Origin of the sequence: Serratia sp. JSRIV001, from assembly GCF_019968745.1 — a bacterium.
GTDB lineage: Bacteria > Pseudomonadota > Gammaproteobacteria > Enterobacterales > Enterobacteriaceae > Chania > Chania fonticola_B.
Window position 1 is genome coordinate 3,504,074 of the sequence record NZ_CP074147.1, and the last position, 26,575, is coordinate 3,530,648.

General features: G+C 51.9%; 18 protein-coding genes. 6 read left to right on the plus strand and 12 right to left on the minus strand.

The annotated features are described in order from the left end of the window. Positions 1–13 precede the first annotated feature (13 nt). Positions 14–1,798, plus strand: coding sequence for a nitrate/nitrite two-component system sensor histidine kinase NarX (gene narX / locus KGP17_RS16255; protein ID WP_021805678.1), 1,785 nt, complete (start codon positions 14–16; stop codon positions 1,796–1,798). A 9-nt stretch (positions 1,799–1,807) separates the two neighbouring features. Next, the gene (gene narL, locus KGP17_RS16260; RefSeq protein WP_021805679.1) at positions 1,808–2,458 is read left to right on the plus strand and encodes a two-component system response regulator NarL; all 651 of its coding nucleotides are present in this window, start codon (positions 1,808–1,810) and stop codon (positions 2,456–2,458) included. On the opposite strand, the gene KGP17_RS16265 is transcribed toward narL, so the two are convergent. The 3 genes from KGP17_RS16265 to KGP17_RS16275 form a co-directional block, all read right to left on the minus strand. Further along, a complete protein-coding gene (locus KGP17_RS16265) occupies positions 2,455–4,272 on the minus strand; it encodes a YchO/YchP family invasin (protein WP_021805680.1) in 1,818 nt (605 codons plus the stop codon). The genes narL and KGP17_RS16265 overlap by 4 nt on opposite strands. A 419-nt stretch (positions 4,273–4,691) precedes the next feature. Then, positions 4,692–5,645 carry an HTH-type transcriptional regulator Cbl gene (gene cbl / locus KGP17_RS16270; RefSeq protein ID WP_021805681.1) on the minus strand — a complete coding sequence of 318 codons (954 nt, stop codon included), beginning with the start codon at positions 5,643–5,645 and terminating at the stop codon, positions 4,692–4,694. 309 nt (positions 5,646–5,954) lie between these two features. Next, positions 5,955–6,650 (minus strand): gamma-glutamylcyclotransferase, encoded by a 696-nt coding sequence (locus KGP17_RS16275; RefSeq protein ID WP_021805682.1) that lies wholly within the window; start codon positions 6,648–6,650, stop codon positions 5,955–5,957. Between the two features lie 375 nt (positions 6,651–7,025). Here KGP17_RS16275 and KGP17_RS16280 point away from each other — a divergent pair, with 375 nt between their 5' ends. Together KGP17_RS16280 and chaA are read left to right on the plus strand one after the other, a co-directional pair. Next, positions 7,026–7,844 (plus strand): siderophore-interacting protein, encoded by an 819-nt coding sequence (locus tag KGP17_RS16280; RefSeq protein WP_021805684.1) that lies wholly within the window; start codon positions 7,026–7,028, stop codon positions 7,842–7,844. A gap of 309 nt (positions 7,845–8,153) precedes the next feature. After that, the gene (gene chaA / locus KGP17_RS16285) at positions 8,154–9,254 is read left to right on the plus strand and encodes a sodium-potassium/proton antiporter ChaA (RefSeq protein ID WP_021180982.1); all 1,101 of its coding nucleotides are present in this window, start codon (positions 8,154–8,156) and stop codon (positions 9,252–9,254) included. Positions 9,255–9,307: 53 nt separating this feature from the next. Here the strand turns inward: chaA and lpxO are convergent, their stop codons facing one another. From lpxO to putP, 9 genes are all read right to left on the minus strand, one after another. After that, positions 9,308–10,210, minus strand: coding sequence for a lipid A hydroxylase LpxO (gene lpxO, locus KGP17_RS16290; protein WP_021180981.1), 903 nt, complete (start codon positions 10,208–10,210; stop codon positions 9,308–9,310). A gap of 387 nt (positions 10,211–10,597) precedes the next feature. Continuing rightward, the gene (locus KGP17_RS16295; protein WP_094983050.1) at positions 10,598–11,794 is read right to left on the minus strand and encodes an MFS transporter; all 1,197 of its coding nucleotides are present in this window, start codon (positions 11,792–11,794) and stop codon (positions 10,598–10,600) included. Positions 11,795–11,814: 20 nt separating this feature from the next. After that, complete coding sequence (locus tag KGP17_RS16300; protein WP_223497983.1) at positions 11,815–13,185, minus strand: hypothetical protein; 1,371 nt, start codon at positions 13,183–13,185, stop codon at positions 11,815–11,817. A 14-nt stretch (positions 13,186–13,199) separates the two neighbouring features. Beyond that, positions 13,200–14,618 (minus strand): L-tyrosine/L-tryptophan isonitrile synthase family protein, encoded by a 1,419-nt coding sequence (locus KGP17_RS16305; protein WP_223497984.1) that lies wholly within the window; start codon positions 14,616–14,618, stop codon positions 13,200–13,202. A gap of 541 nt (positions 14,619–15,159) precedes the next feature. Further along, positions 15,160–15,948 (minus strand): phosphate starvation-inducible protein PhoH, encoded by a 789-nt coding sequence (gene phoH / locus KGP17_RS16310; RefSeq protein ID WP_021180979.1) that lies wholly within the window; start codon positions 15,946–15,948, stop codon positions 15,160–15,162. A gap of 632 nt (positions 15,949–16,580) precedes the next feature. Further along, the gene (efeB, locus tag KGP17_RS16315) at positions 16,581–17,876 is read right to left on the minus strand and encodes an iron uptake transporter deferrochelatase/peroxidase subunit (RefSeq protein ID WP_223499666.1); all 1,296 of its coding nucleotides are present in this window, start codon (positions 17,874–17,876) and stop codon (positions 16,581–16,583) included. An 11-nt stretch (positions 17,877–17,887) separates the two neighbouring features. Then, positions 17,888–19,021 carry an iron uptake system protein EfeO gene (gene efeO, locus KGP17_RS16320; protein WP_223497985.1) on the minus strand — a complete coding sequence of 378 codons (1,134 nt, stop codon included), beginning with the start codon at positions 19,019–19,021 and terminating at the stop codon, positions 17,888–17,890. An 18-nt stretch (positions 19,022–19,039) separates the two neighbouring features. Further along, positions 19,040–19,885 (minus strand): iron uptake transporter permease EfeU, encoded by an 846-nt coding sequence (gene efeU / locus KGP17_RS16325; protein ID WP_223497986.1) that lies wholly within the window; start codon positions 19,883–19,885, stop codon positions 19,040–19,042. A gap of 238 nt (positions 19,886–20,123) precedes the next feature. Continuing rightward, complete coding sequence (gene putP, locus KGP17_RS16330; protein WP_094983052.1) at positions 20,124–21,602, minus strand: sodium/proline symporter PutP; 1,479 nt, start codon at positions 21,600–21,602, stop codon at positions 20,124–20,126. 557 nt (positions 21,603–22,159) lie between these two features. Here putP and putA point away from each other — a divergent pair. Both putA and KGP17_RS16340 read left to right on the plus strand, forming a co-directional pair. After that, positions 22,160–26,131 carry a trifunctional transcriptional regulator/proline dehydrogenase/L-glutamate gamma-semialdehyde dehydrogenase gene (gene putA, locus KGP17_RS16335; protein ID WP_223497987.1) on the plus strand — a complete coding sequence of 1,324 codons (3,972 nt, stop codon included), beginning with the start codon at positions 22,160–22,162 and terminating at the stop codon, positions 26,129–26,131. An 85-nt stretch (positions 26,132–26,216) separates the two neighbouring features. Further along, the gene (locus KGP17_RS16340; RefSeq protein ID WP_209528910.1) at positions 26,217–26,567 is read left to right on the plus strand and encodes a type II toxin-antitoxin system HicB family antitoxin; all 351 of its coding nucleotides are present in this window, start codon (positions 26,217–26,219) and stop codon (positions 26,565–26,567) included. Positions 26,568–26,575 lie beyond the last annotated feature (8 nt).

Below are 26,575 nucleotides of genomic sequence, written 5' to 3' on the forward strand. Positions count from 1 at the left end.
GGACGCGTATTCGATGAAACGCTTGCTGGCTCCGCTTTCCATCGTTAACCAGGTTGCCCTGCTAATGCTACTGCTGGGGGTGCTGGGTATCGCCGGAATGAGTATTTCCGCCTGGATGTCGCAAAGCATTCAGGGCAATGCTCATGCCATCAACAAGGCGGGCTCCCTACGGATGCAGAGCTACCGTCTGCTGTCTCAGGTCCCTCTGGATGCCCGCAGTGACCTCCTGATGCAGGGATTGGATCAGGATGAAACCAGCCGCGATTTGCAGCTGGCGTTGGAGCGCGAAGGGCTAACCCCACAGTTGCTGACGCTGCGTGACTATTGGCTAAACCAGCTGCAACCGCGGCTGCGCCAAGCACAACGCCCCGCCGATGCGGCTCCCCAAGTGGCCCATTTTGTCAGCCTGCTGGACAAGCTGGTTTCCGATATCGATCATCAAACCGAACGGCGCTTGTTGATGGTGACGCTGGTTCAGGGGGGATTTATCGCCCTGACGCTGTTGCTGCTGGTCGGCACCATCTGTTATCTACGCCGCCGTTTGCTGCACCCTTGGCGTCAATTGGTGGCACTGGCGCTGGCGGTTGGCCGCGGTGATTTCAGCCACCGCTTTGCCCAACGTGGACATCAGGACGAGATGTCTTCCCTAGGCGCCGCGCTCAACACCATGTCCGACGAGCTTGCCACCATCTATGCCAGGCTGGAGCAACGTGTCGCAGAAAAAACCGCCGACCTGCAACAGAAAAATCAGGTGCTGGGTTTTCTGTATCGCACCAGCCGCCAGTTGCACACCAGCGAGCCGATCTGTAGCCGCCTGACGCCGATCCTCAACCAGTTGCAAACCTTGACGCCGCTACACAGCATCCAGGTACGGCTGTATGAAAACAACAGTCAGGAACAGTTTCTACAATTAAGCGGTAACCAGCCATTGAGGCCGGAGTATTGCCATAATCCGGTCTGCAGCGCCTGCTTGAGCGAACATCAGCCGCATAGTCAGGGCCATCCTTCTCTTAGCTGGAGCCTGAGTGACCAACTGGGCAATTATGGCATCGTCGTCGCTCAACATGCACCAGAACAACGGCTAAGCGATGAGCAATGTCAGTTGATGAATACCCTGATAGAGCAGTTGACCAGCGTATTGGCGATAGAACGCCAGGTTGACCACCAGCAGCAGTTGATGTTGATGGAAGAGCGTGCCGCGATTGCCCGCGAGTTACACGACTCCATCGCTCAGTCCCTCACCTGCTTGAAAATGCAGACCAGTTGCCTGCAAATGCAGGGGGGCGAACTCCCTCCAGCCAGCCTGGCGCTGGTGCAACAGATGCGTGAAGAGATCAGTACCGCCTATCGCCAGTTACGCGAGCTGTTAACCACCTTCCGCCTGCGCTTGACCGAGCCTGGCCTGCTGGCGGCACTACAGTCTACGGTACAAGAATTCAACCAGCGGCTGGGGATCACCATCGAACTGGATTATCAGTTAGGACCACGAAGCATACCGGCCTATCAGGCGATCCACCTGCTGCAGATCGCGCGTGAGGCATTGAGTAACATTCACCAACACGCGCAGGCCAGCCAGGTCGCGATTCGGGTGACCAACCTGCAGGGCGAAGTCACCCTGAGCGTCAGCGACAATGGCCGTGGTCTGCCAGATATCAGTGAACGGCCCGATCATTACGGCCTAATCATCATGCGCGATCGCGCCAAAAGCCTGCATGGCCAGTGCAAAATCTTGCCGTGCAGCGGCGGCGGCACCGAAGTACGGGTGACGTTCCGCCCGGATAACTCCGCTATCGAATAAGGAAATACTATGACGACCGAAGAAGCTGCCACCATACTGCTGATTGACGATCACCCCATGCTGCGTAACGGCGTCAAGCAGTTGATTAGCATGGATCCGCGGCTGCAAGTCATCGCCGAAGCCAGCAATGGCGAACAAGGGGTGGAACTGGCGGAGACGCACGATCCCGACCTGATCCTGTTGGATCTGAATATGCCCGGACTGAACGGCCTGGCAACCCTGGATCGCCTACGCCAAACCGCCCTTTCCGGCCGCGTGGTGGTGTTTAGCGTCTCCAACCATGAAGACGATGTAGTGAGCGCGCTGAAACGCGGTGCAGATGGCTATCTATTGAAAGATATGGAACCAGAGGAACTGCTCAAGGCGCTGCATCAGGCGGCGGCAGGGCAAATGGTACTGAGCGAAGCATTGACTCCAGTGCTGGCGGCCAGCCTGAGGGAAAACCGCCCGGCGGTAGAACGCGACATCCAGCAGTTAACCCCGCGCGAGCGCGACATCCTCAAGCTGATCGCGCAGGGGCTGCCAAACAAGCTGATCGCCCGTAAACTGATGATCACCGAGAGTACCGTCAAGGTGCACGTGAAACACCTGCTGAAGAAGATGAAACTGAAGTCCCGCGTAGAAGCCGCCGTTTGGGTGTTGGGTAATAAGAAGGATTAGTTACCCTCTGGGTGCAACGGCCCGGTAACCGCCGGGATTGCCGGTGGCTGCAGCGTTTGCGGCGGCGGTAACCCAGGCTCCCCTTCAATAGACAAGCTCAGAGGAGCAGTAACCTGTAGCGTGATCCAGTTCGAGGTAGCTTTCTGCTGCTTTTCATCCTCAAGGGTGACGGACAGTTGGTAGTGATTGCTGGCCCCTGGCGTCTCATCCCACGCGGGCACCGTCAAGGTCCACCCCTGCGGATCGTTGATATTCGCCGGTGGCGTCAGGCTGACTGCTTGAGTGTCCCCTTGCCAGTTGACCGCAGCGATCTTATTGGCCGCCTTGATTTCCAGCACCAGCGGCAGCGTTTCCCCTGGATTCAGGCTCCATGACGGCGTCGCCAGAAACACCTGCAACGTTTTGCTTTCACGGAACTCCAGCACCGGCACATTATTACGTTCAATGCTGTCATAGCGGCTACCGCGCAATGATTTGGCCTGTTCTACGTAGTACGGAGAAATCTGTTTGAGCAGCGGCACCCCAAGGCGGTAGGTCATGGCCAGCTCGACCTTGTCCTGGGTTTCGCCCACATTATCCAGTTTGTGCAAGGCTTTGACCGTGACCAACGGGACCGGCGTATAGTTGAGCCCCACCTGCATAGCGCTAGGATCGGTTTGTTTGTTGCCATTGCCTAGCAGATCGACACTGGCGCCGCGATACTGTTCAAAGCTGAGCGAGGCCCCAAGCTGGTGGTAAAACGGCAGATAACCTTGAGTGGTAATGTCGTAGCCACGCGCCGGACGGCCGAGAAAGACGGCATTATTTGCCTGTGGTGAAAATGATGATAGCGGATGGTAATAGTTGGCCGATAAGCGTAGATAGTCACCCCAGGCTTCTGCACCGATGCTGCCGCGGTTGCGCTGATTCTGGAAATCACTGTCGAGTACGGAGTTGTAGCCCAGCAGCCAATCCCCCACCACCCAGCGCTGCCCCAGACCAAAATTACCCTGTGATCCGTTAGCCTTTTGCAGATAACCCACCTGGCTGTAGGTCAACAAGCCATCCACGTCATAGAGCGGGCTGAACAACTGACCGCTGCTGCCGGTAAAATCCCCTTCAGGGGTGACCGCAAGCGACAGTTTAGCGGTGCCAAGTGGCGAAAGCAGTTCCTCGGTCTCCTGCTGTAAGACCGAACTGGCCTGGTTGGTCAGGTAATCTTTGGTATCGGCGCGCGCCCGCTCGCTGGATATCTGGTTAAGATTCTGCTCTGCCAGCTTTTTCGCCCGCGTAGCCCACTCTTTTTCTTTTTCGGCATCGTTGACGCCAGCGCTGCCCAGATCCGGCAGTTCTTGCGCCGGGGATGCTTGCGCCTTGACCTCACTGACCACAGCCGCAGGCTTTTCTACCGGGGTCACGGCCGCAGGCACTTTAGCCGCGATATCAGCCGCATTTGCCACCGCCGGTGGGGCAATAACCTGGGCCTCTGCAGGGGGTGCTACTGTCTGTGCTTCTGCTACCGCAGCCGGTGGCGGTACCGTCTGGGTTTCTGCTGCAGGCGCCGGTGGTACTACCGTCTGGGTTTCTACTGTTGCTGTCGGTGGCGCTTTAGCCAGATCGTCAATCACGCTCGTCCCAGCCGAGGGTACTTCCACCGTAACCTCAGCTTCACTTTTTACTGCAGCGGGTGCCTCAGCCTGGGCATCAGCCACGCCAGCCACTGCCGGGGGAGCTTCCGCCTGGGCGTTAAACATTATCACCGGTAGAGCTAATAACCCGAGTAAGCGCGTGCTGGATAACAACTGTGACATCTTTTGCTGAATAACCTTGGTCATAACCACGTTTGCCCTTCGTCTTCCTTGCCGCATGGCAAACTTACCTCGTTGACACTACCGTTCCGGCAGGAAGAAAAAACCTGCCGCACAGCATAATGCAACCTGAAGCCATAGGGTAAGCGATCGGCAAAAAGAAGCCATCGGAAAAACCTGTAATCGGGGATCTCAACCAAGGGTATTACCAGCGATAAAAAAGACGTCCGAACAGCACATTCCACCATTGGGGCAAACGTGCTGCACGGACGCCTGTTGAAATTCGTCGCGGATAGTCAACGTTTCCGCGTTAAAGGTAAAGCAGCTTGTATGCCACTTTGCCAAGCTACAGATTTTAGAGTGTTATTGCCGTGCAATCTGTAATCCACCCCTCACTATTGCACAGTGATATGGCGCGCTTTGCACCATTCCAGCGCATTACAACTTCAGATCTGATAGTCGATAACCTGTTCCAACTGATCGGAGAACACTTTCTCTTTAATGTCCGTGAGCGACAAGGTGGGATTACATAGCTGGATAAACTGCCAGGTATAGTTACGTTGTAACTGACCGCGCTTCAGCCCCAACCAGACGGTATTAGGCTCAAACAAATGTTCGGCATTGAGGCTCACCAACCCACGATCGCGCTCTTTTTCAAACGACATATCCGCCAGAATGCCTACACCCAGCCCCAACTCAACATAGGTTTTGATGACGTCAGAATCCTGGGCGCTTAGCGCGATATCCGGCGTCAGCCCTGCGGCTTTGAATGCCGCATCCAGCCGTGAGCGCCCGGTGATCCCCTGGCGATAGGTAATCAACGGCAACGCACTGAGCATTTCCAACGTAACCAGCGGTTGGCGTGTCAATTCGTGGCCTTCCGGAACCAGGATTGCATGGTTCCAGCGGTAATAGGGAAAAGCAGCCAATGACTCTTCGCTCATCAGGCGTTCACTGGCGATGCCGATATCCGCTTCGCCGCAGGCCAGCATGGCGGCAATCTCCTCCGGGCTCCCCTGATTAAGCACCACGCGCACCTGCGGATACAGCGCCCGAAACTCCTTAATCACCCCCGGTAGGCTGTAGCGGGCCTGGGTATGGGTGGTGGCAATATGGAGTTGGCCCGCGTCTTTACTGCTGAACACATCGGCCAGACGGCGGATATTATTGGCATCATTGAGGATGCGTTCCGCGACCACCAACAGCTCTTTGCCCGGTTCGGTCATGCCTAATAACCGTTTGCCACGGCGGATAAATATCTCAATCCCCAGTTCCTCTTCCAGCTCGCGAATATGACGGCTAACCCCAGACTGTGAGGTAAATAACGCATTCGCGACGTCAGTCAGGTTGTAGTTGCAACGCGCTGACTCACGGATAATTTTTAATTGCTGAAAATTCATTCCGTCCTCTTCTCTCCCCAAAACCGTTAACAATATTGATACGGAGTCTGGGCAAACAGAACAAATAAGGAATAGTCTTTACTTATAGCTTTTAATGCTAAGTGCATTTTTTATCATTAAAAATTCACCACCGCTTTTCTTTAGATTTTAAATGGCTTTAAAATTAATGAGATAAATAACCACCTTGATATTGTGGCTAAATGATTTATGCAGCAAAAAGTTATTACCTAGAGGGATAAGATATATCAACGCGAAGGTTGTTGAAGCATTTGGGGGGGCGCAATACCACGCCCCGACGGTAACTGAAGGTTAGGCCGTGGCTTCGCCACCTATTGGCCCCGAGGTGTTCTGTTGCAGCCACTGGCGGACATAGCCGACCAGATCGCCGATGCAGTCATCCTTCATGCCGTGATTTTTCAGCTCGTTGTCCAAGGCAAACAGATACTGCGCATTGGTGCCCAACGGGCCGCTGGCGCTGGCGATCAGCGGAGCGATCACCTGATGGCTGGTATCCGCTTCAAATAGCGGATGCTGCGGGTTCATCACAAACACCAAGGCGGTGACGATGCTGCCGTCTTCCAGCGTCAGGTCACACCAGGTTGGCAGATAGCAACCGGTGATCATCTCACGCTTCCACAGGAGCTCCAGCTCTTCACGTAGCTTATCTTCCGGCAGGCGGAAGGCCAGACCGGTGGTTTGCCCCCCTTCCTGTAGAGCAAGCATGCGCCCTGGCTGATGCAGCGTGCCCCGTCCGGCGGTCAAACGCAGGCAAAATGCCCGATGCCAGCCTTGCAGCGTCGCCGGGCGCACCTCTTCGGATTCAAATACTGGGTTCCACATCAGTGAACCATAGCCGAAAACCCATACTGGGCTATTATCCGGCCGCCTGGAGAGTGTACATGTCAGTGAGGCCGAGCGCTGTTCCGGCGTCAGCAACAGCGACTCTTCGATCGTGCCGAATGCCGTTTTGCAGTCTGCTTTTTGCAGAAAATCTCGAGTTAACACCTAATACAACCTCCTGGGAATAGGATTGCCCTAAACCCTTCGCCACTGTGTATGCAATTTCTTTTTTGGGATTCGGGGCGTATTTATTTCCACCGCCCCGATGCATTAATGACCATATTCTTTTCTGACCCTTCAATCAAGTTTCCAGGCATATTTAATGTGAAAAAGTATTTGTACCCAGAAGCAATAATAATTATAGACGTAAAACTTTACTCTTCCCCTGCGTTTTGTTAACAGAGCTCAGCGTTTTAACCGTAAAAAAATACAATCCGGGCGGATCACGCCGCTTGGCCTGATGTGCCACGCCAATCAGCAAACAATTCTCATTATCAAATGGCATGATATACTGCCTGCAGAATGATAAAGGAGAACCCCGTGACAACCGAAACCCCTCGCAGCCGCGCACCCTATTTGATCGAAGTTGCCCGTTTACGCGACATCACGCCGCACCTGCGCCGTATCACCTTCAGCGCGCCAGACCTGCGTTTTTACCCTGCTGAAGCCGCCGCCGCACATATCAAGGTGTTCTTACCGCTCGTAGGCCAAACCCAGCCAGACCTGCCCACGCTCACCGAGAAGGGCCCGGTGTGGGCCGCCGATGCCGTGCGCCCGCTAATTCGCACCTACTCTATTCGAGCCGTCCGCCCGCAACAGGGTGAAATTGATATTGAGTTTGCCCTGCACGACCATAGCGGGCCAGCGGTGAACTTTGCACGCCAGGCCAAGCCGGGGGATAAAATTGGTATCAGCAACCCTGGCGGCCCCAAACCAATGTTGCCAGCGGCCGACTTCTACTGCCTGGCTGGCGATCCTTCTTCATTACCGGCCATCGCCGCACTGCTGGAAAACTTGCCAGCACATAGCGAAGGCCACGCGTTTATCCGCGTCGATACCCCTGCGGACGTTATCGATCTGCAAAAACCTGCCGGTGTAGAACTAAGCTGGATCATTGGCGGCACGGAGAAAACGGCCGATCTCATCACGCAATTCTGCGCCTTGCCACTGTCGCAAAGCGGCACCCAGTACTGGCTGGCAGGTGAGGACCGCCTGGTGGTCGAACTGCGTCGTTACCTGCGCCGGGAGCGCCAATGTGAGCGTAATCAGCTTTATGCCGTACCTTACTGGCGTGAAGGGCTAAATGAAGAGGGTTACCACCAGAAAAGGCACGATATCATGGATAACATTGACTCCTGAACGCCATTATCTGCCTTATTTACCGTGAAAAATGCCAGTTAAAACCCTTTTATAGGCGTTTAACATAGAACACCTGGATTTTTACGTAAAAGTAAGTAAAAAAAACCGCATCGTATGCGGTTTTTTTGTTACTCTTATCACATAAAGCAAAGTTTTGCTTTCTAAAAACCAAACACAACATCACATTATTACTCGGCGTCATGCGCAGAGTGTATCCTATTATTATTAACAACTTTCTGGATACGCTGACCCTATCTGCAGGTGAACAGCGATGACGGGCCACGCAGTTTGAGAAGGAGATGTACCGTAATGAAGTCGCACAACGATCCTGGCCGATCCAAATCTCGCCACACAGAGTATTCCCTGATTTTCCCTATCGCCGCGTTGGTTGTGCTCAACCTGTGGAGCGGTACCAGCAGTTTCCCACTGATTGTGGCCATCAACATTATTGCCCTGGTCGGTATCCTCAGCAGTGCTTTCAGCGTGGTACGCCATGCAGACGTCCTGGCCCACCGCTTGGGTGAACCCTACGGCTCGCTGATCCTCAGCCTGTCGGTAGTGATCCTGGAAGTGAGCCTGATTTCGGCACTGATGGCAACCGGCGACGCGGCCCCGGCCCTGATGCGCGACACACTGTATTCAATCATCATGATTGTGACAGCCGGATTGGTTGGGGTTGCCCTGCTGCTCGGCGGGCGCAAGTTTGCTACCCAGTACGTTAACCTTGGCGGTATCAAACAATACCTGATGGCGATCCTCCCACTGGCGGTGATCGTGCTGGTGTTGCCAAGCGCCTTGCCTGGGGGCAACTTCAGCGTGGGCCAGTCACTGCTGGTTGCGGCCATCTCGGCGGCAATGTACGGCGTGTTCCTGCTGATCCAGACCAAAACCCACCAGAGCCTGTTTGTTTATGAACACGAAGATGACGATGGCGACCCGCACCACGGTAAACCCTCGTCGCACAGCAGCCTGTGGCATGCCGCCTGGTTGATCGTGCACCTGGTCGCGGTCATTGCCGTAACCAAATTCAACGCCAACCCGCTTGAAGGCTTGCTTACCAAGCTGAACGCACCAACCCAGTTCACCGGTTTCCTGGTTGCGTTGCTGATCCTGTCCCCGGAAGGGTTGGGTGCTCTGCGCGCGGTTTTGAACAATCAGGTGCAGCGCGCCATGAACCTGTTCTTCGGCTCGGTGCTGGCGACCATTTCACTGACGGTGCCAGCGGTAACGATTATTGCCACCCTGACTGGCCAGACGCTAATCTTCGGCCTGCAAGCACCGCATATGGTAGTGATGCTGACGGTGTTGATCTTGTGCCATATCTCGTTCTCTACCGGCAGAACCAACGTGTTAAACGGCACCGCGCACCTGGCGCTGTTTGCCGCTTATATGATGACGATATTTGCCTGATAGCGGGTGGTTACAAAACATCAACGGGGCGCATTATTTGCGCCCCGTTCTATTTATAGTGCAAAGAAAATCAGTGCTGCAATCCCGCCAAACAGCAGCCATTTGATAATGTAATAGCCCGTCTTGTTCCAGGCTTTTAATCGCTTGCCAACCTTACGCACGGCATAGATATATTTGAATAGCCGATTGACGCCGCCGGTACGATCGCCCTCTTCATTCGGTGCCGTCGCAGCACTCATCAAATTACGCCCCAACCAGTGATTCACCGCCTGCGCCCAACGGTAACGCATCGGCCGCTCGATGTCGCAAAATAGGATCAGGCGGTTTTCCCCGCTCTGGTTTTCGGCATAGTGCAGATAGGTTTCATCGAACATCACCCCTTCACCATCGCGCCAACTGTAGCGTTCGCCATCCACTTCGATAAAGCAGCGGTCGTCATTCGGGGTGATCAACCCCAGGTGATAACGCAACGAACCGGCATAAGGGTCGCGGTGGCGTGGCAAGCGGCTGCCATGGGGTAATTCGGCAAACATCGCGGCCTTCACCGAAGGCAGGCTACGCAACAGCGCAGTGGTTTGCGGGCATAACGCCATTGCCGAAGGATGGTTATCCTCATACCACTTCAGGTAAAAGCGCTTCCAGCCGGTTTTGAAGAAGGAGTTGAATCCGGCGTCGTTAAATTTATCCGACGCCTTGATTTGCTGGATCTCCATCAGTTGCTGCCCTTCTTCCCGAATGGTCTGCCAGTTGTCACGCAGGATAATGAGATCGGGAAACTGCTCCGGTTGCAGGTAAGGCGTGGTCGGCACCCGTGAGAACAGGTACATAAACACGTTCAGCGGTGCGGTAAAGGTGGAATGGTCGGAAAGCTGACGCCAAAAGGGATAGCGAACACGGCCACGATAATGAATGTAAATAACGCACAAAATCAATAAGATAAGAATGATATATTTCATGATAACTTCAGAGCCCCAAAATACGACCATCAGCATGCAAGCACAGCACACAACCCAACGATTCCCATAGCTCCGTTAAGATCGGTTTAACGGCCGCAAGACACCAATAATTAACGCTATTGAAACCAAAATTCTATACAAAAAACCGCAAAAATTTACACAAAGCTTAAACGAGAATGGGATTTACGCTAGGGAAAAATGGAGATCGACGTCTTGCTCTGGTCATCGAGACCGCCCCCACTCACAGGGTCGAGGGATCCCCAGAAAAATTGAGACGAGAAGCTGGCGATTCTTCCCCTTAAATTTCGGTTTATCTATTGTTAGCGCCGTTTTCTCAAACTCAAGCTACCAGATAAACCATCAATAAGACCTCGCCTCATCCCGTTTTCATTGTTTTTTAATCATCCTCCCCTTCATCAGGTAAATAAGGAAGATAATCATAATCAGGCCAGACATGGCATTAACAACCCACCACCCACGTTCATTAATCATAAACATACCAACAGAGAAAGAAGCAACGAGATTACATAAATACGTCATTGATGAATTTAGTCCCTGTACCTTATGCTTTACTTCCGGTAGCGAGCATCTATTAATTAAAAATGTGCCACCGCTGAACATAAAACTCCAGCCAATACCAACGGCAATCAGCGAAATCAAGTAACCCATTGACGCATCAAGACAGAGTGCAACCAAAACACCCACCAGAAATAACAAAGCCCCTAACGCAATTAAATTAAACGTGCTTAACTTACTCAAAATAAACGGCAATAGTAATGCCGGTGCATACATGGCAAAAAAATGCCACTGTAAAACAACAGCACTTTGATTTATATCAAAATGAGCGTGATGCATGGCTAACGGTGCAGAGTTCATTAATAATGTCATTACAGCGAAACCTAACGCACAACTTAGCGTCCCAATGATAAAATCATTAGATCTAATCGTATGACGATAGAGATTACTCCCTGTATCAGAGTCGCTTGAGCTCTTTCCTTTAACAACCATCTCTGATTTTGGCAAAATTATAAACATTTGCGTCAGCAGCGTTAATACAAATACGGAAGCTGATATTAAAAACGTTCCAAGAAAAACATGATTACTAAACTGGTATGCACCTTGAGTTGCAAGAAATGGCCCTAACACGCCCCCAAGTATGCCGCCACCAATGATAAACGAAGTGCATCGTTTTTTCATACTTTCACTGTCAAATACTTCAGCAGCCGCAAACCGGTAATATTGATTAAATACTGTCGCTCCGCCAATAATGAATGTAGAAAATACAAACAACGCGAAGGAGTGATAAAAAATAGCCGCTATAGCTAATATACTCCCAGCCAACCCAATTAAACTACCAATAGCAAATGCGGTTCTTCTCCCATACCTGCTCATTAAGAATGACGCATAGTAGACCATTAGCGCAGCCCCCAGAACAGTAGCAGTCACCGGTAGCGTTGTTAAATAGCTTACGGGCGACAGCATATTACCAGCCAATGTAGAGGTTAGCGTCAGCAGCGAAATTATAGAACCAGTAAGCCCCTGTCCCAAAAAAAGCGCGGTCAATGTGATATATTCCTTATTCATAACAACCTCCTCCCGTTAGATTACTCATAAAATAACTTTGACCTTAACACAGACAAGTAAACCTCTTTAGTATCATTACTGTAAAAAAAAGGTTGCCCTCTAAACCTTAGCCAATCAAAGGCACTTTCTTGTGATAGGTAAACTTTTTTCACACCAGCTAATTGCAAAATCTCAAACTTTGTCCTGAATGAAATCGTGCCATCTGAAATAACTGCACAAACATGTTGTGATAATTTATTTCCTGCTACTCTCCCGTGAGTATAAATTGCTGGAATATCTCGCCTATCTTTTTTATCATGAACAGTAAGCCTTATGGCATCGCTATGCGTCTCACTTTTAGAAGTATTATCAATATCAGCATCCATTAAATGAATTGCAATATATTTCCTCGCTGATTGATAGGTAACTTCATAGAAAAAATCAATTGTATCGTCAAAAAGTTCCATATCAACAATTTCTTTTAGCCAATAATTATGTGAATCTCGATTAAGAATGCACACAATCGCCATCATAATTAGCTTATCTAAATTTCCGCTATTTCTTACATATTTAGTAGTTGTTGCTGGCAAAGGAATACCGTGAGGAGAAAAATCATTAGCAGAGAGTATTGCGAACCAGTCAACATTTAATAGTACTGTCTTAAAAAACTTATCCACTTGCTCCTGCCCTACCGCAGCACAAGCTTCATCTAATTCTTTTTTATCTATATGATTAGAACTTCTGTATGGGGAAAAGTATATCCTTGCCTGGTCATTAGCAAAAAAATCAGCAATTATCTGCCTCTGATTATCATACTGCTCTACCTTTTCCTGACTGGTAAAAAGAGCCGGATAAAATCGACCACCACCAGTTAAAACGGTTAGCGTGACTGGTTTCTGACTTATAAGATAAATACAATTCATGATAACTTGTAACGTCATGATAGCATAACACTCTGAAAAATCAGAAAAATACCCATCGGTTTTTAACCCACCACAAGAGCGCTTAGCTTGTCCCCAACCAATTAAAAAATTGAGCTCATCTTTATTTAAAGATGCATATGTTTTTTCTTGCAGAATATAAGTATCAATATTCCCTGCATTTTTTGATATATTATGTTCGCGAAATAATTCGGTAATTAGTGCTGCTTGCAACCATTGTTTATCGTCCAACTTGGCATACATTATATCATGTTCCAACCCTTCAATATTTCCTTTTAGTTTTTTCACAATTCGTTTTGACTCCTTATCTATATTCTCACTAAAATCACTCATTAAAACGTTGAATTCATCTCTGCTAAGAACCTCATCGTTTAGCTCTACATTAACTATCTCTGGATTCCAATTTTTGGTTATTTGATAGGGTAAGTCCGTTTCACTAACGAATGTTCTACTATTAATATAATCGATCATTTTTAGCCTCTGATTTATTTTGATGTGTAATAAATAGGTTGATTTATAAGGCTCATTTCACGTAACGGGTTAAACTCATTGCCATTCTCCACAGTTCTGGCTATATATGTTTTAACTTCATTATCAGACTCACGCTCTATCCTATATTTGTAATCAATTACCATATTACCGTTAACATCACCAAGCCCACCAACAGTATGTTGCGCTGTTTTTGAAAAATCTTTTGCGGTGGTTGTGATGAAATTAAACTCACATTTCTTCCCATGAATAGTTAATTTTATAGCTGTCGGTGTTTTTTGGTATATTGTGTTTAATTTTCTGTCTGTTAAAGAAATAGCTACATATTTTTTTGCTGCTTCCCATGCTTCAACGCTCATTTGTTTAACTATTTCAGCAGAACGGAATGCCTGATCACCAACTAATTGCCGAGAAAATAAATGTGATTTTTTTACTTTGCCAATTGAATACTCTAGAGAGGCGATAAATGAAATATAGAAGTTCTGAACTTCACGGTTAGAAAAAATATCTTTATAATCTAAGCATGAAAATAATGAGCGATAATTAACCGAAGTGATTATAGACCAAAATGTGTAAGCAAGTTGGTCACCCATTTCATGACCTTTCATTGCGTTCATTGAACCTGACAAGTCATTATGGAAGAACATGCTGTCATAGGTTATAGAAATGGTTTTATACATATCTGCATATATACTCTCCCGACGTTCTATCCAGTTTGAATCATTACCCTCACAAACCCAACTTTCATAATCCACTAATTTTACACAATCCCCAATACCCAACGCATCAATCCAATATTGTAATGCTGATTGATACGCTGTAGTGATATCTAGCGGTGTTTGGCAGGCTCTATTGTATTTATTACCATCTGCAAGAATGATGAGTTCGCAGTTATATCCAGATACATTTATGAGCGTTTTTACCAGCTTTGCACACCTTAACAACGTATTTATTTCACCAAGATCAGGATAAAACCCTTTGTTTTTTATAGGTGAAATAGGTTTTCTTGATAGTAATGGTATGACCAGCATTATTTTATTGTAATTTTTAATAGATGAACGAATTAAATTAGCTGTATCAATCCTATTAACATACTTTTCATTATTTTTAAAGAAATAACTATCAAATAAAGTTTCTGTGGCATATTCATTCGCGGTTAATCTGGTCACTCCATATACCGAAGCTTTATTACGTATCCTCCTCAGTAATGCAGTTTGCCTCTTAGAAATAGTCGTGTTTAATTTACTCAGTAATTTTGGTAATATTCCATTCAGAAAATAATCTGGCTCAATTAATTCAAAGTTTTTCCCATAGCCGCTATCTGTATCTAACTTATGTCTTATCGACTTAGTTAATCCAATCAGTCGATGTGAACTCGATATTTGTGTTCTTTTTTGCTCCGTATTTAGTTTCATCGCCATTCCTTATCAGCTCGTTTCAACCTTATTTTTAAACCTCTTACCAACAAGGTTTACTGTAAAGCAATAACTCACATAAAATTAACAATTAGTGCCTATAATTTAACCACATTTGTGATATTGATCAAATTATGATCAATTGGCAACAAGGGGAAATGTCATAAAACAGGTACAGCAAACGTTGTTGCTGGTGTATGTACCCAGTAGTCGTACCCCACCATCCGGGTTGGGGATTTCGACCTTACGTATGGCCTGCGGTACGTAGTTCCTTTGCAATAACACCGCTTTGACACTTGCCCTTGTTGCTTCAACCAGCCTTTGACCATCACCGTCAACGAACAGCGCCCGTCAAGGCGCACAACAAGAGCGGCAAGTAGAGCGCTTCGGTCTGGAACCGGTGATAGTGGGCGTGGATGCGGGTTACTTCACTGCGGCGGAGTGTCATCTGACACAAGAAAAGAAGAACCCCACCTAAACAGTGGGGTTAGTTAGCAATCTGAAGGCCACCGAAGTGGCCTTTGGAAAACTATCAGACAAATTAATCGTAAGCATTAAGCGTGCGTTGGCACAAGGCAGAGCGCACACAGTCCTGTTTGTCGAAACGAATGATGCCGACCATCTCGTCCTCTTCGAAGCGCTCCAGCGCGTCGCTAAGGCCGGATTTCACACCGCGTGGCAAATCGCACTGGGTAATATCGCCGTTCACGATCACCGTGACGTTCTCACCCAGGCGGGTCAAAAACATCTTCATCTGGCTGGCCGTCACGTTCTGGGCCTCGTCCAGGATGACTACCGCATTTTCGAAGGTACGCCCGCGCATATAGGCGAAAGGCGCGATCTCTACCTTGCCAATTTCCGGGCGCAGGCAGTATTGCAAGAACGACGATCCTAAACGGCGTAGCAGAATGTCATACACCGGCCGGAAATAAGGGGCGAACTTCTCAGAGATATCCCCCGGCAAAAAGCCGAGATCTTCATCCGCCTGCAGAACCGGACGAGTGACGATAATCCGATCCACCTCTTTATGTATCAGGGCTTCAGCTGCCTTGGCTGCACTGATGAAGGTTTTACCGCAACCAGCCTCACCAGTGGCAAATATCAACAGCTTGTTTTCTATGGCTGATAAGTAATGACCTTGAGCTTCGGTTCTAGCCTCGATGGTAGAAGTATCCCGGCTGTCACGAGCCATGCCGATAGATTCCACACCACCCATTTGTACCAGCGAGGTCACGCTTTCTTCTTCACGCTGGCGATGACTACGTGCGTCACGACGAATGACGCGTTTGGCTTCACGACGTGCTTTGATCACTGCTTTCTGTCTTCCCATAGTGGCACCTTACAGTTTGTTTCACCTACCGCAGGGCAGCAAACACCGAGCGATTATGTTACACACGTATTAGGTTGTGGCCCCCTTTAAAGCCATAGAATGACGTGAACACCTAGCCGCCAAAAGGCGCGGCTCTTTTTCACAGAACAACGAGGTTGGTACAAAACAGGAGTGTGTGTCAGCCGGATTAATACGAAAGGAAAGCCAAGCGTCGGTCAGAAATTGAGAGTCGTAGAGAGAGCCCTCGTTACAACGAGAAATCAGGGAAGGTATGTTATTTGTTGTTTGTAGCCCAACCAAGGACTTTACCATTAGCGATCCCCGCAGTGATATTTACAGCACTAAGCTGTGCACCGTGTGAAAACTACCGCCAGATGATTACAGTATAATGACATTCAACCGCGCCGCGTTGCTAAAATGTAAAAAAATTTAATATTTTTTGTTTTAACCCGCTGCAACACCACTATATCAAAGCGAAAACGACTTGGCATCAAATTATTTTATTGTTAAATATCAATGTATTGCCATTAATCCCGGCGAATGACATTTAGGTTTCCGGATTAAAAATTGAGCATATAAAAAAGCGCAACCTTTGCGCTGCGCTTCTCTGTTATGATGAAAAACTTAGCTGTTCAAGCCTGCAGCAAGCCGCTGGCCAAATAATCGCCACTCGTCTTGACGCCCGGTAACACAAAGAAGTAACCACCACCGATAGGCTTGACGTATTCCTCCAGCGCTTCACCGTCCAATCGTTTCTGCACCGTCAGGAAACCCTGTTCCAAGTCTGCCTGGTAACAGACAAACAGCAGGCCCATCTCCAGTTGTCCCGAATTGGAAACGCCCAACGAATAACTGTAGCCACGGCGCAGCATCAGGCTGCTCTGGGTTTGTGGTGTGCGCGGGTTGGCCAGCCGAATATGGGCATCCATGCGGATCAGCTTACCTTCCGGGTCTTTGGCATAGTCCGGTTCATCATGTTCGTGCTTCATCCCCAACGGCGCACCACTGTGTTTTTCGCGGCCAAAGATGGTTTGCTGCTCCTGCAACGGCGTCCGATCCCAAAATTCGACGTGGAAACGAATAATACGCGCAGCCTGATAGCTACCGCCAACGGCCCAGGCAGGTTCCCCCGCCTTATTACCGACCCACACCACCTGATCCATCAACGGCTTATCGCTGGTTTTTGGGTTGGCGGTACCATCTTTGAAGCCCAGCAGGTTAATCGGCGTCTCTTTGCCCCGGCTTCGGGCCGAGTGAGCCGAGATAAAACCTTCCCGCTTCCAGCGCACGCTGAGCAAGTCTGGCGAATGCTTGATGATATCGCGCAGCGCGTGGATCACCGTTTCATTGGTATTGGCACAGATTTGCAGCAGCAGGTCACCATGACACAGGGCAGCATCAAGTGAGTCGTTGGGAAAACGCGTCATGGTTTGCAGGTGCAGCGGTTTCTGCGCCTGTAAGCCAAAGCGCTCATCAAACAGCGAGGTGCCAACGGAAACGGTGATGGTCAGGTTATCGGGGTAGATCTCCGGCCCCATAATGCCCGAATCCAACGGTGGCAGCTTGGGATCGACCTCCGGTGCCTTACCGCCGCTGGTGAGGAACGCGATACGGCTGGTCAACAGGCGAAATAGCCGTTCAAGATCCTGCCTGTTGGTCGCCAACACGTCGAAAGCCACCAGCATCATGGCCGCTTGCTGCGGCGTCAAAATACCGGCTTGGTGCTGGCCGTAGAACGGTTGTTTTTGCCAGCGTTCGTCCTGCGAGGTAGCCAGTGGCTCTTCTGCTGCCCGCGCCAGGGATGGCCCCGCCAACGCCAGAGCACCGCCCATCATGCCCAAACCCTGCAACAACCGCCTACGCGAAGGCGAAGCGGCCTGCTCATCTTGAGGAAACGGCCCGTTATGCGGGCCGGTCTTGTTGTTCATCATGCTCAGCCTTAATCCAGACCCAGCACGCCACGCAGCTGTGACAGGTCTTCTGCCAGCGTAGTGATCGGCCCTTTCATCGCATTACGATCCGCGGTGGTCAGCTTCTCGTAAGACTCATAACCCTCTGCGGTCTCGTATTTAGCCAGGATGGTATCGACGGTTTTAAAGTTGGCGTCGATCTTGGCCAGCAGTGGCTGGTTGGCCTTTTCTAATAGCGGACGCAACAGGTTGACAATCTTCTGGGCGCCATCAACGTTGGCCTGGAAATCCCACAGGTCGGTACGGCTGTAGCGATCCTCTTCACCGCTGATCTTGCTGGCCGCCACTTCTTCAATCAGGCCGGCAGCACCGCCCACCACTTTGCTTGGCGGGAAGGTCAGTTCACCGATGCGTTTTTGCAATTCCAGCGTGTCTTTATACAGATCATCGGCATACTCATTCATGCCCTTGGTGGTGTTATCGGCAAACAGCGCTTTCTCCAGACGGTGGAAGCCGGTGAATTTCGGATCTTCGGCTTTTTTCTCATAGTCGTCTTCACGGGCGTCGATGCTGCCGTCCAGATCGGAGAACAGCTCGGCAATCGGTTCGATACGCTCGTAGTGCTGACGGGTTGGCGCATAAAGCTTGCGGGCCTGGGCCACATCACCGGCTTTGATCGCATCGGTGAACAGCTTGGTCTGCTTGACCAGCCCTTCAACTTCCTTGGTGACATAGACTTTATATTCGGCAATCGGGCCAACCAGATCCATCACATTCGGTTTGCCATCAGCTACCGCACCCGCAGCCGTGACGACAAGCTTGCCTTTCGGGTTGCTCAGCAGCCCACAGGTCATGTCGTATTCACCCGGCTCGAGGTTTGCCGTCATTTTCTGGGTGAAACCTGGCGCGATATTTTCACGCTCTTCCACCACCATCACGCCTTTGAGGATTTCCCACTCCAGGTTCTTCTGGCTGGTGTTATGCACCACAAACTGGGTTTTACCGGCGGGCAGGGTCAACTGCATCGGCTCACACTGTTTGTCGTTTACGGTCACCAAAACTCGAGGGATATCCGCCGCCAGCGCGTTGAGGCTCAGCGCGAAAGCAGGAACGGCCAGTAATGCGGCATACAATGCCTTGCGGCGAAATAACGGAGTAGACATACGGGATTCCCTAGTAAATTAGTGATGTGTCTTGCGTTGCGCCGGGATCGCAGAGGATTCCGTACGCTGCGGCAGGAAAAAGAAAATCAGAGCAGGGATCAGATACAGGAAATAGACCGCCACTTCGCTGACCGATGGCGCTTCCTGATAGCCGAACACTCCCTCTAACAGGGTGCCCAGCAGTGAATGCGTGGATAGCTGGTTGCTGAGGTCGAACGCGATGTCCTGGAAGTGGTTCCACAGTCCAGCCTCGTGGAAGGCACGGATCGCCCCGGCGGCCAGGCCCGCAGCCACGAACAGAATAAACAGGCTGGTCCATTTGAAGAACTTGGCCAGGTGCAGTTTGATACCGCCCCAATAGATCAGCATGCCCACCACGATGGCGCACGCCAGCCCGAGCATCGCACCGATGGGCGCGGCAATGCCCACATCCTGCTGAAACGAAGCCAACAGAAAGAACACCGACTCCAGCCCCTCACGGGCAACGGCAAAAAACACCATCGCCACCAACGCCCACCCTTGCCTTTTACTCGAGTTGAGGGCGTTATCGATCGCCCCTTCAAGATGCACCTTCACCGAGCGGGAAACCTTGCGCATCCAGAACACCATATAGGTCAGGATGCACACCGCCACCACCGCTACCAGCCCTTCGAACAGCTCTTGCTGTTTTTGCGGAAACTCGCTGGTGGTTTCATTGATGAAGATACCTAGCGCCAGGCACAGAGCAACGGCGACGATTACCCCAATCCATACCACACCAAGCCATTGACCGCGTTGAGTCCGCTTCAGATAGCTGGCGATCAAACTGACGATCAGCGCAGCCTCCAGCCCCTCACGGAACATGATAAGGAAAGGAACAAACATAGAATATTAACCCCTGAAAAGGCGTTTGTAGTCAGCCGCTGGCGCTGAGTAACCAGGCTGCGGCAATGTAAAGAAAAGTAAACCAGAACGATAGTGATTATCATTCTACTGAAAAGAAAAACAAGAGGCGGAAGTGTGATTTTTATTAATCAAATGTCGCTAGTTGTTACAGCTTGATGAGAGTCGTGAGGAGGGAAGCAGATCTCTCCCCGATTGCCGGGGAGAGATTAAGGCGGATTTAGACCGTTTTGAACTCGGCTTCTGCCAGATCAAAACGTTTGGTGATAGTTGCCGAAGGCTGGCGGCCCATCAGGCTAACCACCACGATGGCGATACAGCCAAACACAAAGCCTGGAATGATTTCATACAGATCCAGCCAGGCGTACTGCTTCCAGACGATCACGGTGATCGCCCCAACCAGCATACCGGCCAGTGCGCCGTTACGGGTCATACGCGACCACAGTACCGAGATCAGCACCACCGGGCCAAATGCGGCACCAAAACCGGCCCAGGCATAGCTTACCAGACCCAGCACGCGGTTCTCCGGGTTAGCCGCCAGGGCAATCGCCACCAGCGCTACCACCAGCACCATCGCACGCCCTACCCACACCAGCTCACGCTGGCTGGCCCCTTTGCGCAAGAAGGCTTTGTACAGGTCTTCGGTGATCGCACTCGAACAAACCAGCAGCTGACAGCTCAAGGTGCTCATTACCGCCGCCAGAATGGCCGACAGCAGGATCCCGGCAATCCATGGGTTAAACAGCAACATGGCCAGTTCGATAAACACCCGCTCGCCGTTTTGCGTCACATTGCCCGCTTGATCCGGGTTATTGGCAAAGTAAGCAATGCCGAAGAAGCCAACCGCAATGGTCCCCGCCAGGCAGAGGATCATCCAGGTCATACTGATGCGGCGAGCGCTACGGATGGTGCGGTGGGAGTCCGCCGCCATAAAGCGCGCCAGAATATGCGGCTGCCCAAAGTAGCCCAGACCCCAGCCCAGCAACGACAGGATCGCTACCAGATTCAGCCCTTTCATCATATCCAGATTGGCCGGGTTTTTAGCCGCGATCACCAACATCGAACTGTCGATGCCGCCCACGGCGAAGATCACAATCACCGGAGTGAGGATCAGCGCAAAAATCATCAGGCTGGCCTGCACGGTATCGGTCCAACTGACCGCCAGAAACCCGCCAATAAAGGTATACAGGATAGTGGCGGCCGCCCCGGCCCACAGCGCGGTGGCGTAGGTCATACCGAAGGTGCTTTCAAACAGGCGCGCACCGGCCACAATGCCGGAAGCACAATAGATGGTGAAGAACACCAGGATCACGATGGCGGAAATCACCCGCAGCAGTTTGCTGTTATCTTCAAAACGGCTGGTGAAATAATCCGGCAGCGTCAAGGCGTTGTTGTTGGCTTCGGTATGGACGCGTAACCGTCCTGCCACCAGCTTCCAGTTCAGGTAGGCACCGATGGTCAGCCCGATGGCGATCCAGCTCTCAGAAATCCCGGAGAGGAAAATCGCGCCCGGCAGGCCCATTAGGAGCCAGCCACTCATATCGGATGCCCCAGCGGAGAGCGCGGTCACCACGCTGCCCAGGCTGCGGCCACCCAGAATGTAGTCGTCAAAGTTGTTGGTGGCCCGATAGGCCAGCAGGCCGATCACCACCATCCCAAGGATGTAGACCACGAAGGTCACCAGCATAGGTGTGTTCATTATTTCAAACTCTCCACTTTTTATTCCCTTCTCCCTTTCAAGCCGCCGTATGTTAGCAGCCTCTTGAAAGTTATCGGGTATTTTTATGTCAGTAATTTCACCCGCCACGCGCCGGAACGGGGCGCATTGCGATGGTGGCGGATAAACAGCGTTTATACCCATCATGGTCTGAACGCTGGCTATCCTAGTTGAGGCAGTCAACAACCAACAAGAGATTTAACAAAAAAGTCACACGAAACTCACGCCAGGTCACATTTATTCGCTGTCAAGGTTGCACTCGTCACAGCCGAAACGAGTTGCACCTCTTACTTAACCCTGATTGACACAGGGAAATAAGCTAGTCTCACACCACGCCCCTGACTTATCTGCCCATAATCCGTAGCGCTCAAGATGTTAAAAATCGATGGAAGTCACACTTCGCCACGGCGCATATTTAACAAGGTTGCACAAAGTTGCAACATGCAGGATATTGTCGGCATCAATAACCTCATTACACGATGGTTCGCCCCCTAATCTGGCAGATTGGGAGGGGGTCCAAACACAGGAGTTGTATTGGCATGGGCACTACCACAATGGGCGTGAAGCTCGATGAAGCAACCCGCGATCGCATCAAGAGCGCGGCGCAACGGATTGACCGCACGCCACACTGGTTAATCAAGCAGGCTATTTTCAATTATCTTGAACGTCTGGAGAGTGGTTCCGATCTGCCAGAAATTCCTACGCTGGCCGCTGCCGGCCAGGCAGAAGCGGATGACGTCACGCCGCAGGTGCCTGAAGAGTCTCATCAACCCTTCCTTGAGTTTGCCGAACAGATCCTGCCGCAATCCGTCACTCGCGCAGCTATTACCGCTGCCTACCGCCGCCCGGAAACTGAAGCTGTGCCGATGCTGCTGGAACAGGCGCGTTTACCCGCCGATCTGGCACAGGCCACCCATAAACTGGCCTATGGCATTGCCGAAAAACTGCGTAACCAGAAGAGTGCCAACGGCCGTGCCGGTATGGTGCAAGGGTTGCTGCAGGAGTTCTCACTCTCTTCTCAGGAAGGGGTGGCTCTGATGTGCCTGGCCGAAGCGCTGCTGCGTATTCCAGACAAGCCAACGCGTGATGCGTTAATCCGCGACAAAATCAGCAACGGCAACTGGCACTCCCACCTTGGCCGCAGCCCTTCGCTGTTCGTCAACGCCGCAACCTGGGGCCTGCTGTTTACCGGCAAGCTGGTCTCTACCCATAATGAAGCCAATCTCTCCAGCGCCCTGAACCGCATCATCGGTAAGCGCGGCGAGCCGTTGATCCGCAAAGGGGTCGACATGGCGATGCGCCTGATGGGCGAGCAGTTTGTGACTGGTGAAACCATCGCCGAAGCGCTGGCCAACGCGCGCAAGCTGGAAGACAAAGGTTTCCGTTACTCTTACGACATGCTGGGTGAAGCCGCACTGACCGAAGCCGATGCCCAGGCTTACCTGGTTTCCTATCAGCAAGCCATCCACGCTATCGGCAAAGCCTCCAATGGCCGTGGCATCTATGAAGGCCCAGGCATCTCGATCAAACTTTCAGCGCTGCACCCACGTTACAGCCGCGCTCAGTACGATCGCGTGATGGAAGAGCTGTATCCACGCTTGCTGTCGCTGACGTTGCAGGCACGTCAATACGATATCGGCATCAATATCGACGCCGAAGAGGCCGATCGCCTGGAAATCTCCCTCGATCTGCTGGAAAAACTGTGCTTTGAGCCGCAGTTGGCCGGTTGGAACGGCATCGGCTTTGTTATTCAGGCTTACCAGAAGCGCTGCCCGTTTGCCATTGATGCGGTGATCGACATGGCCAGCCGCAGCCGCCGTCGCCTGATGATCCGCCTGGTTAAAGGCGCTTACTGGGACAGCGAAATCAAGCGCGCCCAGATGGATGGCCTGGAAGGCTACCCGGTGTATACCCGCAAAGTGTATACCGACGTTTCCTATCTGGCCTGCGCCCGCAAGCTGCTGGCGGTGCCGAACCTGATTTATCCGCAGTTTGCTACCCACAACGCCCACACGCTGAGCGCCATCTATCATCTGGCAGGCAATAACTACTATCCGGGCCAGTACGAATTCCAGTGTCTGCACGGCATGGGCGAACCGCTGTACGAACAGGTGGTAGGCAAAGTGGCCGACGGCAAGCTGAACCGCCCTTGCCGTATTTATGCGCCAGTCGGCACGCACGAAACGCTGCTGGCCTATCTGGTACGCCGTCTGTTGGAAAACGGGGCCAATACCTCATTCGTTAACCGTATCGCCGATGCCACCCTGCCGCTCGATGAACTGGTGGCCGATCCGGTCAGCGCGGTCGAGGCCATGGCGGCTAGCGAAGGCCGCATAGGTTTGCCACATCCGCGTATTCCGTTGCCGCGTGAGCTATATGGTGAAAAACGCGTTAACTCCAGCGGTCTGGATCTCGCCAACGAACAGCGGCTGGCTTCGCTGTCCAGCGCCCTGCTCACCAGCGCAAGCCAGCAATGGCGTGCTGAGCCGATGATCGATGCTCCGTTGGATCAAGGCGTTGAACAACCGGTGATCAACCCAGCCGAACCGGGTGATATTGTCGGCTATGTGCGTGAGGCCACCGAAGGTGAAGTCAGCCGTGCATTAGACTCTGCCGTCGCAGCCGGGCCGATCTGGTTTGCCACCCCACCTTCCGAACGTGCCGCCATTTTAGAACGCGCGGCAGAGCTGATGGAAAGCCAACTGCAAAGCCTGCTGGGGATCCTGGTGCGCGAAGCGGGTAAAACCTTCAATAACGCCATCTCAGAAGTCCGTGAGGCGGTAGATTTTCTGCATTACTATGCTGGCCAAGTGCGTGACGACTTCGCCAATGACAGCCATCGTCCGTTAGGCCCGGTAGTCTGCATCAGCCCGTGGAACTTCCCGCTGGCCATCTTCACCGGCCAGGTTGCCGCCGCCCTTGCTGCCGGTAACAGCGTGCTGGCAAAACCGGCGGAACAGACGCCGTTGGTCGCCGCTCAGGCGGTGCGTATCCTGCTTGAGGCTGGCATTCCTCAGGGCGTTCTGCAACTGTTGCCTGGCCAGGGTGAAACCGTAGGTTCCCTATTGGTCAATGATGCCCGCGTACGCGGCGTGATGTTCACCGGCTCTACCGACGTTGCGGGCATTCTGCAACGCAATATCGCAGGCCGTCTGGACCCTCAAGGCCGCCCAACCCCGTTGATTGCCGAAACCGGTGGTTTGAACGCGATGATCGTCGACTCTTCTGCCCTGACCGAACAGGTGGTGACCGACGTTGTGGCCTCTGCCTTCGACAGTGCCGGACAGCGTTGCTCTGCCCTGCGCATCCTGTGTGTGCAGGAAGACGTGGCAGAACACACCCTGAAAATGCTGCGCGGGGCGATGGCAGAATGCCGGATGGGTAATCCAGAACGCCTGTCTACTGACATTGGCCCGGTGATCGACGCCGAAGCCAAAACCGGCATTGAACGCCATATCCAGGCCATGCGGGCCAAAGGCCGCAAGGTTTATCAGGCGGCAAAAAGCCTGGGAGATGATGAGAAAGAGTGGGCTCGCGGCACCTTTGTGAAGCCAACGCTGATCGAACTGGAAAGCTTTGACGAGCTGCAAAAAGAGATCTTTGGCCCGGTGCTGCACGTCGTTCGCTTCCAGCGTGCCAATCTGGGCGCGTTGGTCGATCAGATCAATGCTTCAGGCTATGGTCTGACGCTGGGTATCCATACGCGTATCGATGAAACCATCGCCAGAGTCACCGATCATGCCAAGGTCGGTAACCTGTATGTTAACCGCAATATGGTGGGTGCAGTGGTAGGCGTGCAGCCGTTTGGCGGCGAAGGCCTGTCTGGCACCGGGCCGAAAGCCGGTGGCCCGCTCTATCTGTACCGCCTGCTGGCCAGTCGTCCACAGGATGCCGTGCAGCGCACGCTGAATCGCCAGGATAACGAGCGTCCTCTGGAAGCCACCGTACGCCCTACGCTGCTTGTGCCGCATCAGGCCTTGGAACAATGGGCCGTGGCGGAGAACCATCGCGAGTTGGCCGTCCTGGCGCAACAATACGCCGAACTGGGCCAGGGTGGCACCGTACGTCCGCTGCCAGGCCCAACCGGGGAACGCAACACTTACGCCCTGCTGCCACGTGAACGCGTGCTGTGCCTGGCGGACAACAACGCCGATGCGCTGAACCAGTTGGCCGCCGTGCTGGCGGTTGGCAGCCAGGCGCTGTGGCCGGAGGCGGAATTGCAGCGTACGCTGTATCGCAGCTTGCCAGCCGCCGTACAGGCACGGATCGGTTTCACCAAGGATTGGGCGCAGGATAATGTCGAGTTTGATGCGGCCATCTATCACGGCGACGCCGATCAGCTGCGCACGCTGTGTGAGCAGATTGCTCAACGTAGCGGTGCTATTGTCTCGGTGCAGGGCTTTGCCCGCGGTGAAACCAATATCCTGTTGGAACGCCTGTTGATCGAACGTTCATTAAGCGTCAACACCGCCGCCGCCGGGGGGAACGCCAGCTTGATGACGATCTGTTAATCGCCACATTTCGAGTAACACCACCAACCCCGCATTGACGCGGGGTTTTTTATTGCCTGCATAAAAATCAGCCGATTTTCCCGATGTGCCAGGCTGCTACTTTGCCGAAGTCAGTCTCGATCAAACCTTCCAGGACGCCAAAAGCGCTCTAGATGCCCACTTTGAATTATTGAGTGAAAACAATCAGGTCATTCCACGCCCACAGACAGTGTCCTTCCATCTGTCTCAGGGCAACGATGCCCTCAACGGCGGCCAGTGGTTGCTGGTGGATATCAATATGGACAAGTTCGATGGCCGGGCAGAACGCATCAATATCACGTTGCCCCATAGGCTGCTCAACCGTATTGATGCGCTGGTGCAGCAGCATCCGGGCTATGGCAGCCGCAGCGCATTTCTCGCCGCCGCAGCGCGTAATGAGTTGTTAAAGGCAGGATAACGAGGTTA

Bases quoted from the DNA above. Each gene is read 5' to 3' on its own strand.
- KGP17_RS16305 (WP_223497984.1), bottom strand. From the start codon at position 14,618: ATGAAACTAAATACGGAGCAAAAAAGAACACAAATATCGAGTTCACAT.
- narX (WP_021805678.1), top strand. From the start codon at position 14: ATGAAACGCTTGCTGGCTCCGCTTTCCATCGTTAACCAGGTTGCCCTG.
- KGP17_RS16300 (WP_223497983.1), bottom strand. From the start codon at position 13,185: ATGATCGATTATATTAATAGTAGAACATTCGTTAGTGAAACGGACTTA.
- KGP17_RS16265 (WP_021805680.1), bottom strand. From the start codon at position 4,272: ATGACCAAGGTTATTCAGCAAAAGATGTCACAGTTGTTATCCAGCACG.
- KGP17_RS16295 (WP_094983050.1), bottom strand. From the start codon at position 11,794: ATGAATAAGGAATATATCACATTGACCGCGCTTTTTTTGGGACAGGGG.
- putA (WP_223497987.1), top strand. From the start codon at position 22,160: ATGGGCACTACCACAATGGGCGTGAAGCTCGATGAAGCAACCCGCGAT.
- putP (WP_094983052.1), bottom strand. From the start codon at position 21,602: ATGAACACACCTATGCTGGTGACCTTCGTGGTCTACATCCTTGGGATG.
- narL (WP_021805679.1), top strand. From the start codon at position 1,808: ATGACGACCGAAGAAGCTGCCACCATACTGCTGATTGACGATCACCCC.
- chaA (WP_021180982.1), top strand. From the start codon at position 8,154: ATGAAGTCGCACAACGATCCTGGCCGATCCAAATCTCGCCACACAGAG.
- efeO (WP_223497985.1), bottom strand. From the start codon at position 19,021: ATGTCTACTCCGTTATTTCGCCGCAAGGCATTGTATGCCGCATTACTG.
- efeB (WP_223499666.1), bottom strand. From the start codon at position 17,876: ATGAACAACAAGACCGGCCCGCATAACGGGCCGTTTCCTCAAGATGAG.
- phoH (WP_021180979.1), bottom strand. From the start codon at position 15,948: ATGGGAAGACAGAAAGCAGTGATCAAAGCACGTCGTGAAGCCAAACGC.
- lpxO (WP_021180981.1), bottom strand. From the start codon at position 10,210: ATGAAATATATCATTCTTATCTTATTGATTTTGTGCGTTATTTACATT.
- cbl (WP_021805681.1), bottom strand. From the start codon at position 5,645: ATGAATTTTCAGCAATTAAAAATTATCCGTGAGTCAGCGCGTTGCAAC.
- efeU (WP_223497986.1), bottom strand. From the start codon at position 19,885: ATGTTTGTTCCTTTCCTTATCATGTTCCGTGAGGGGCTGGAGGCTGCG.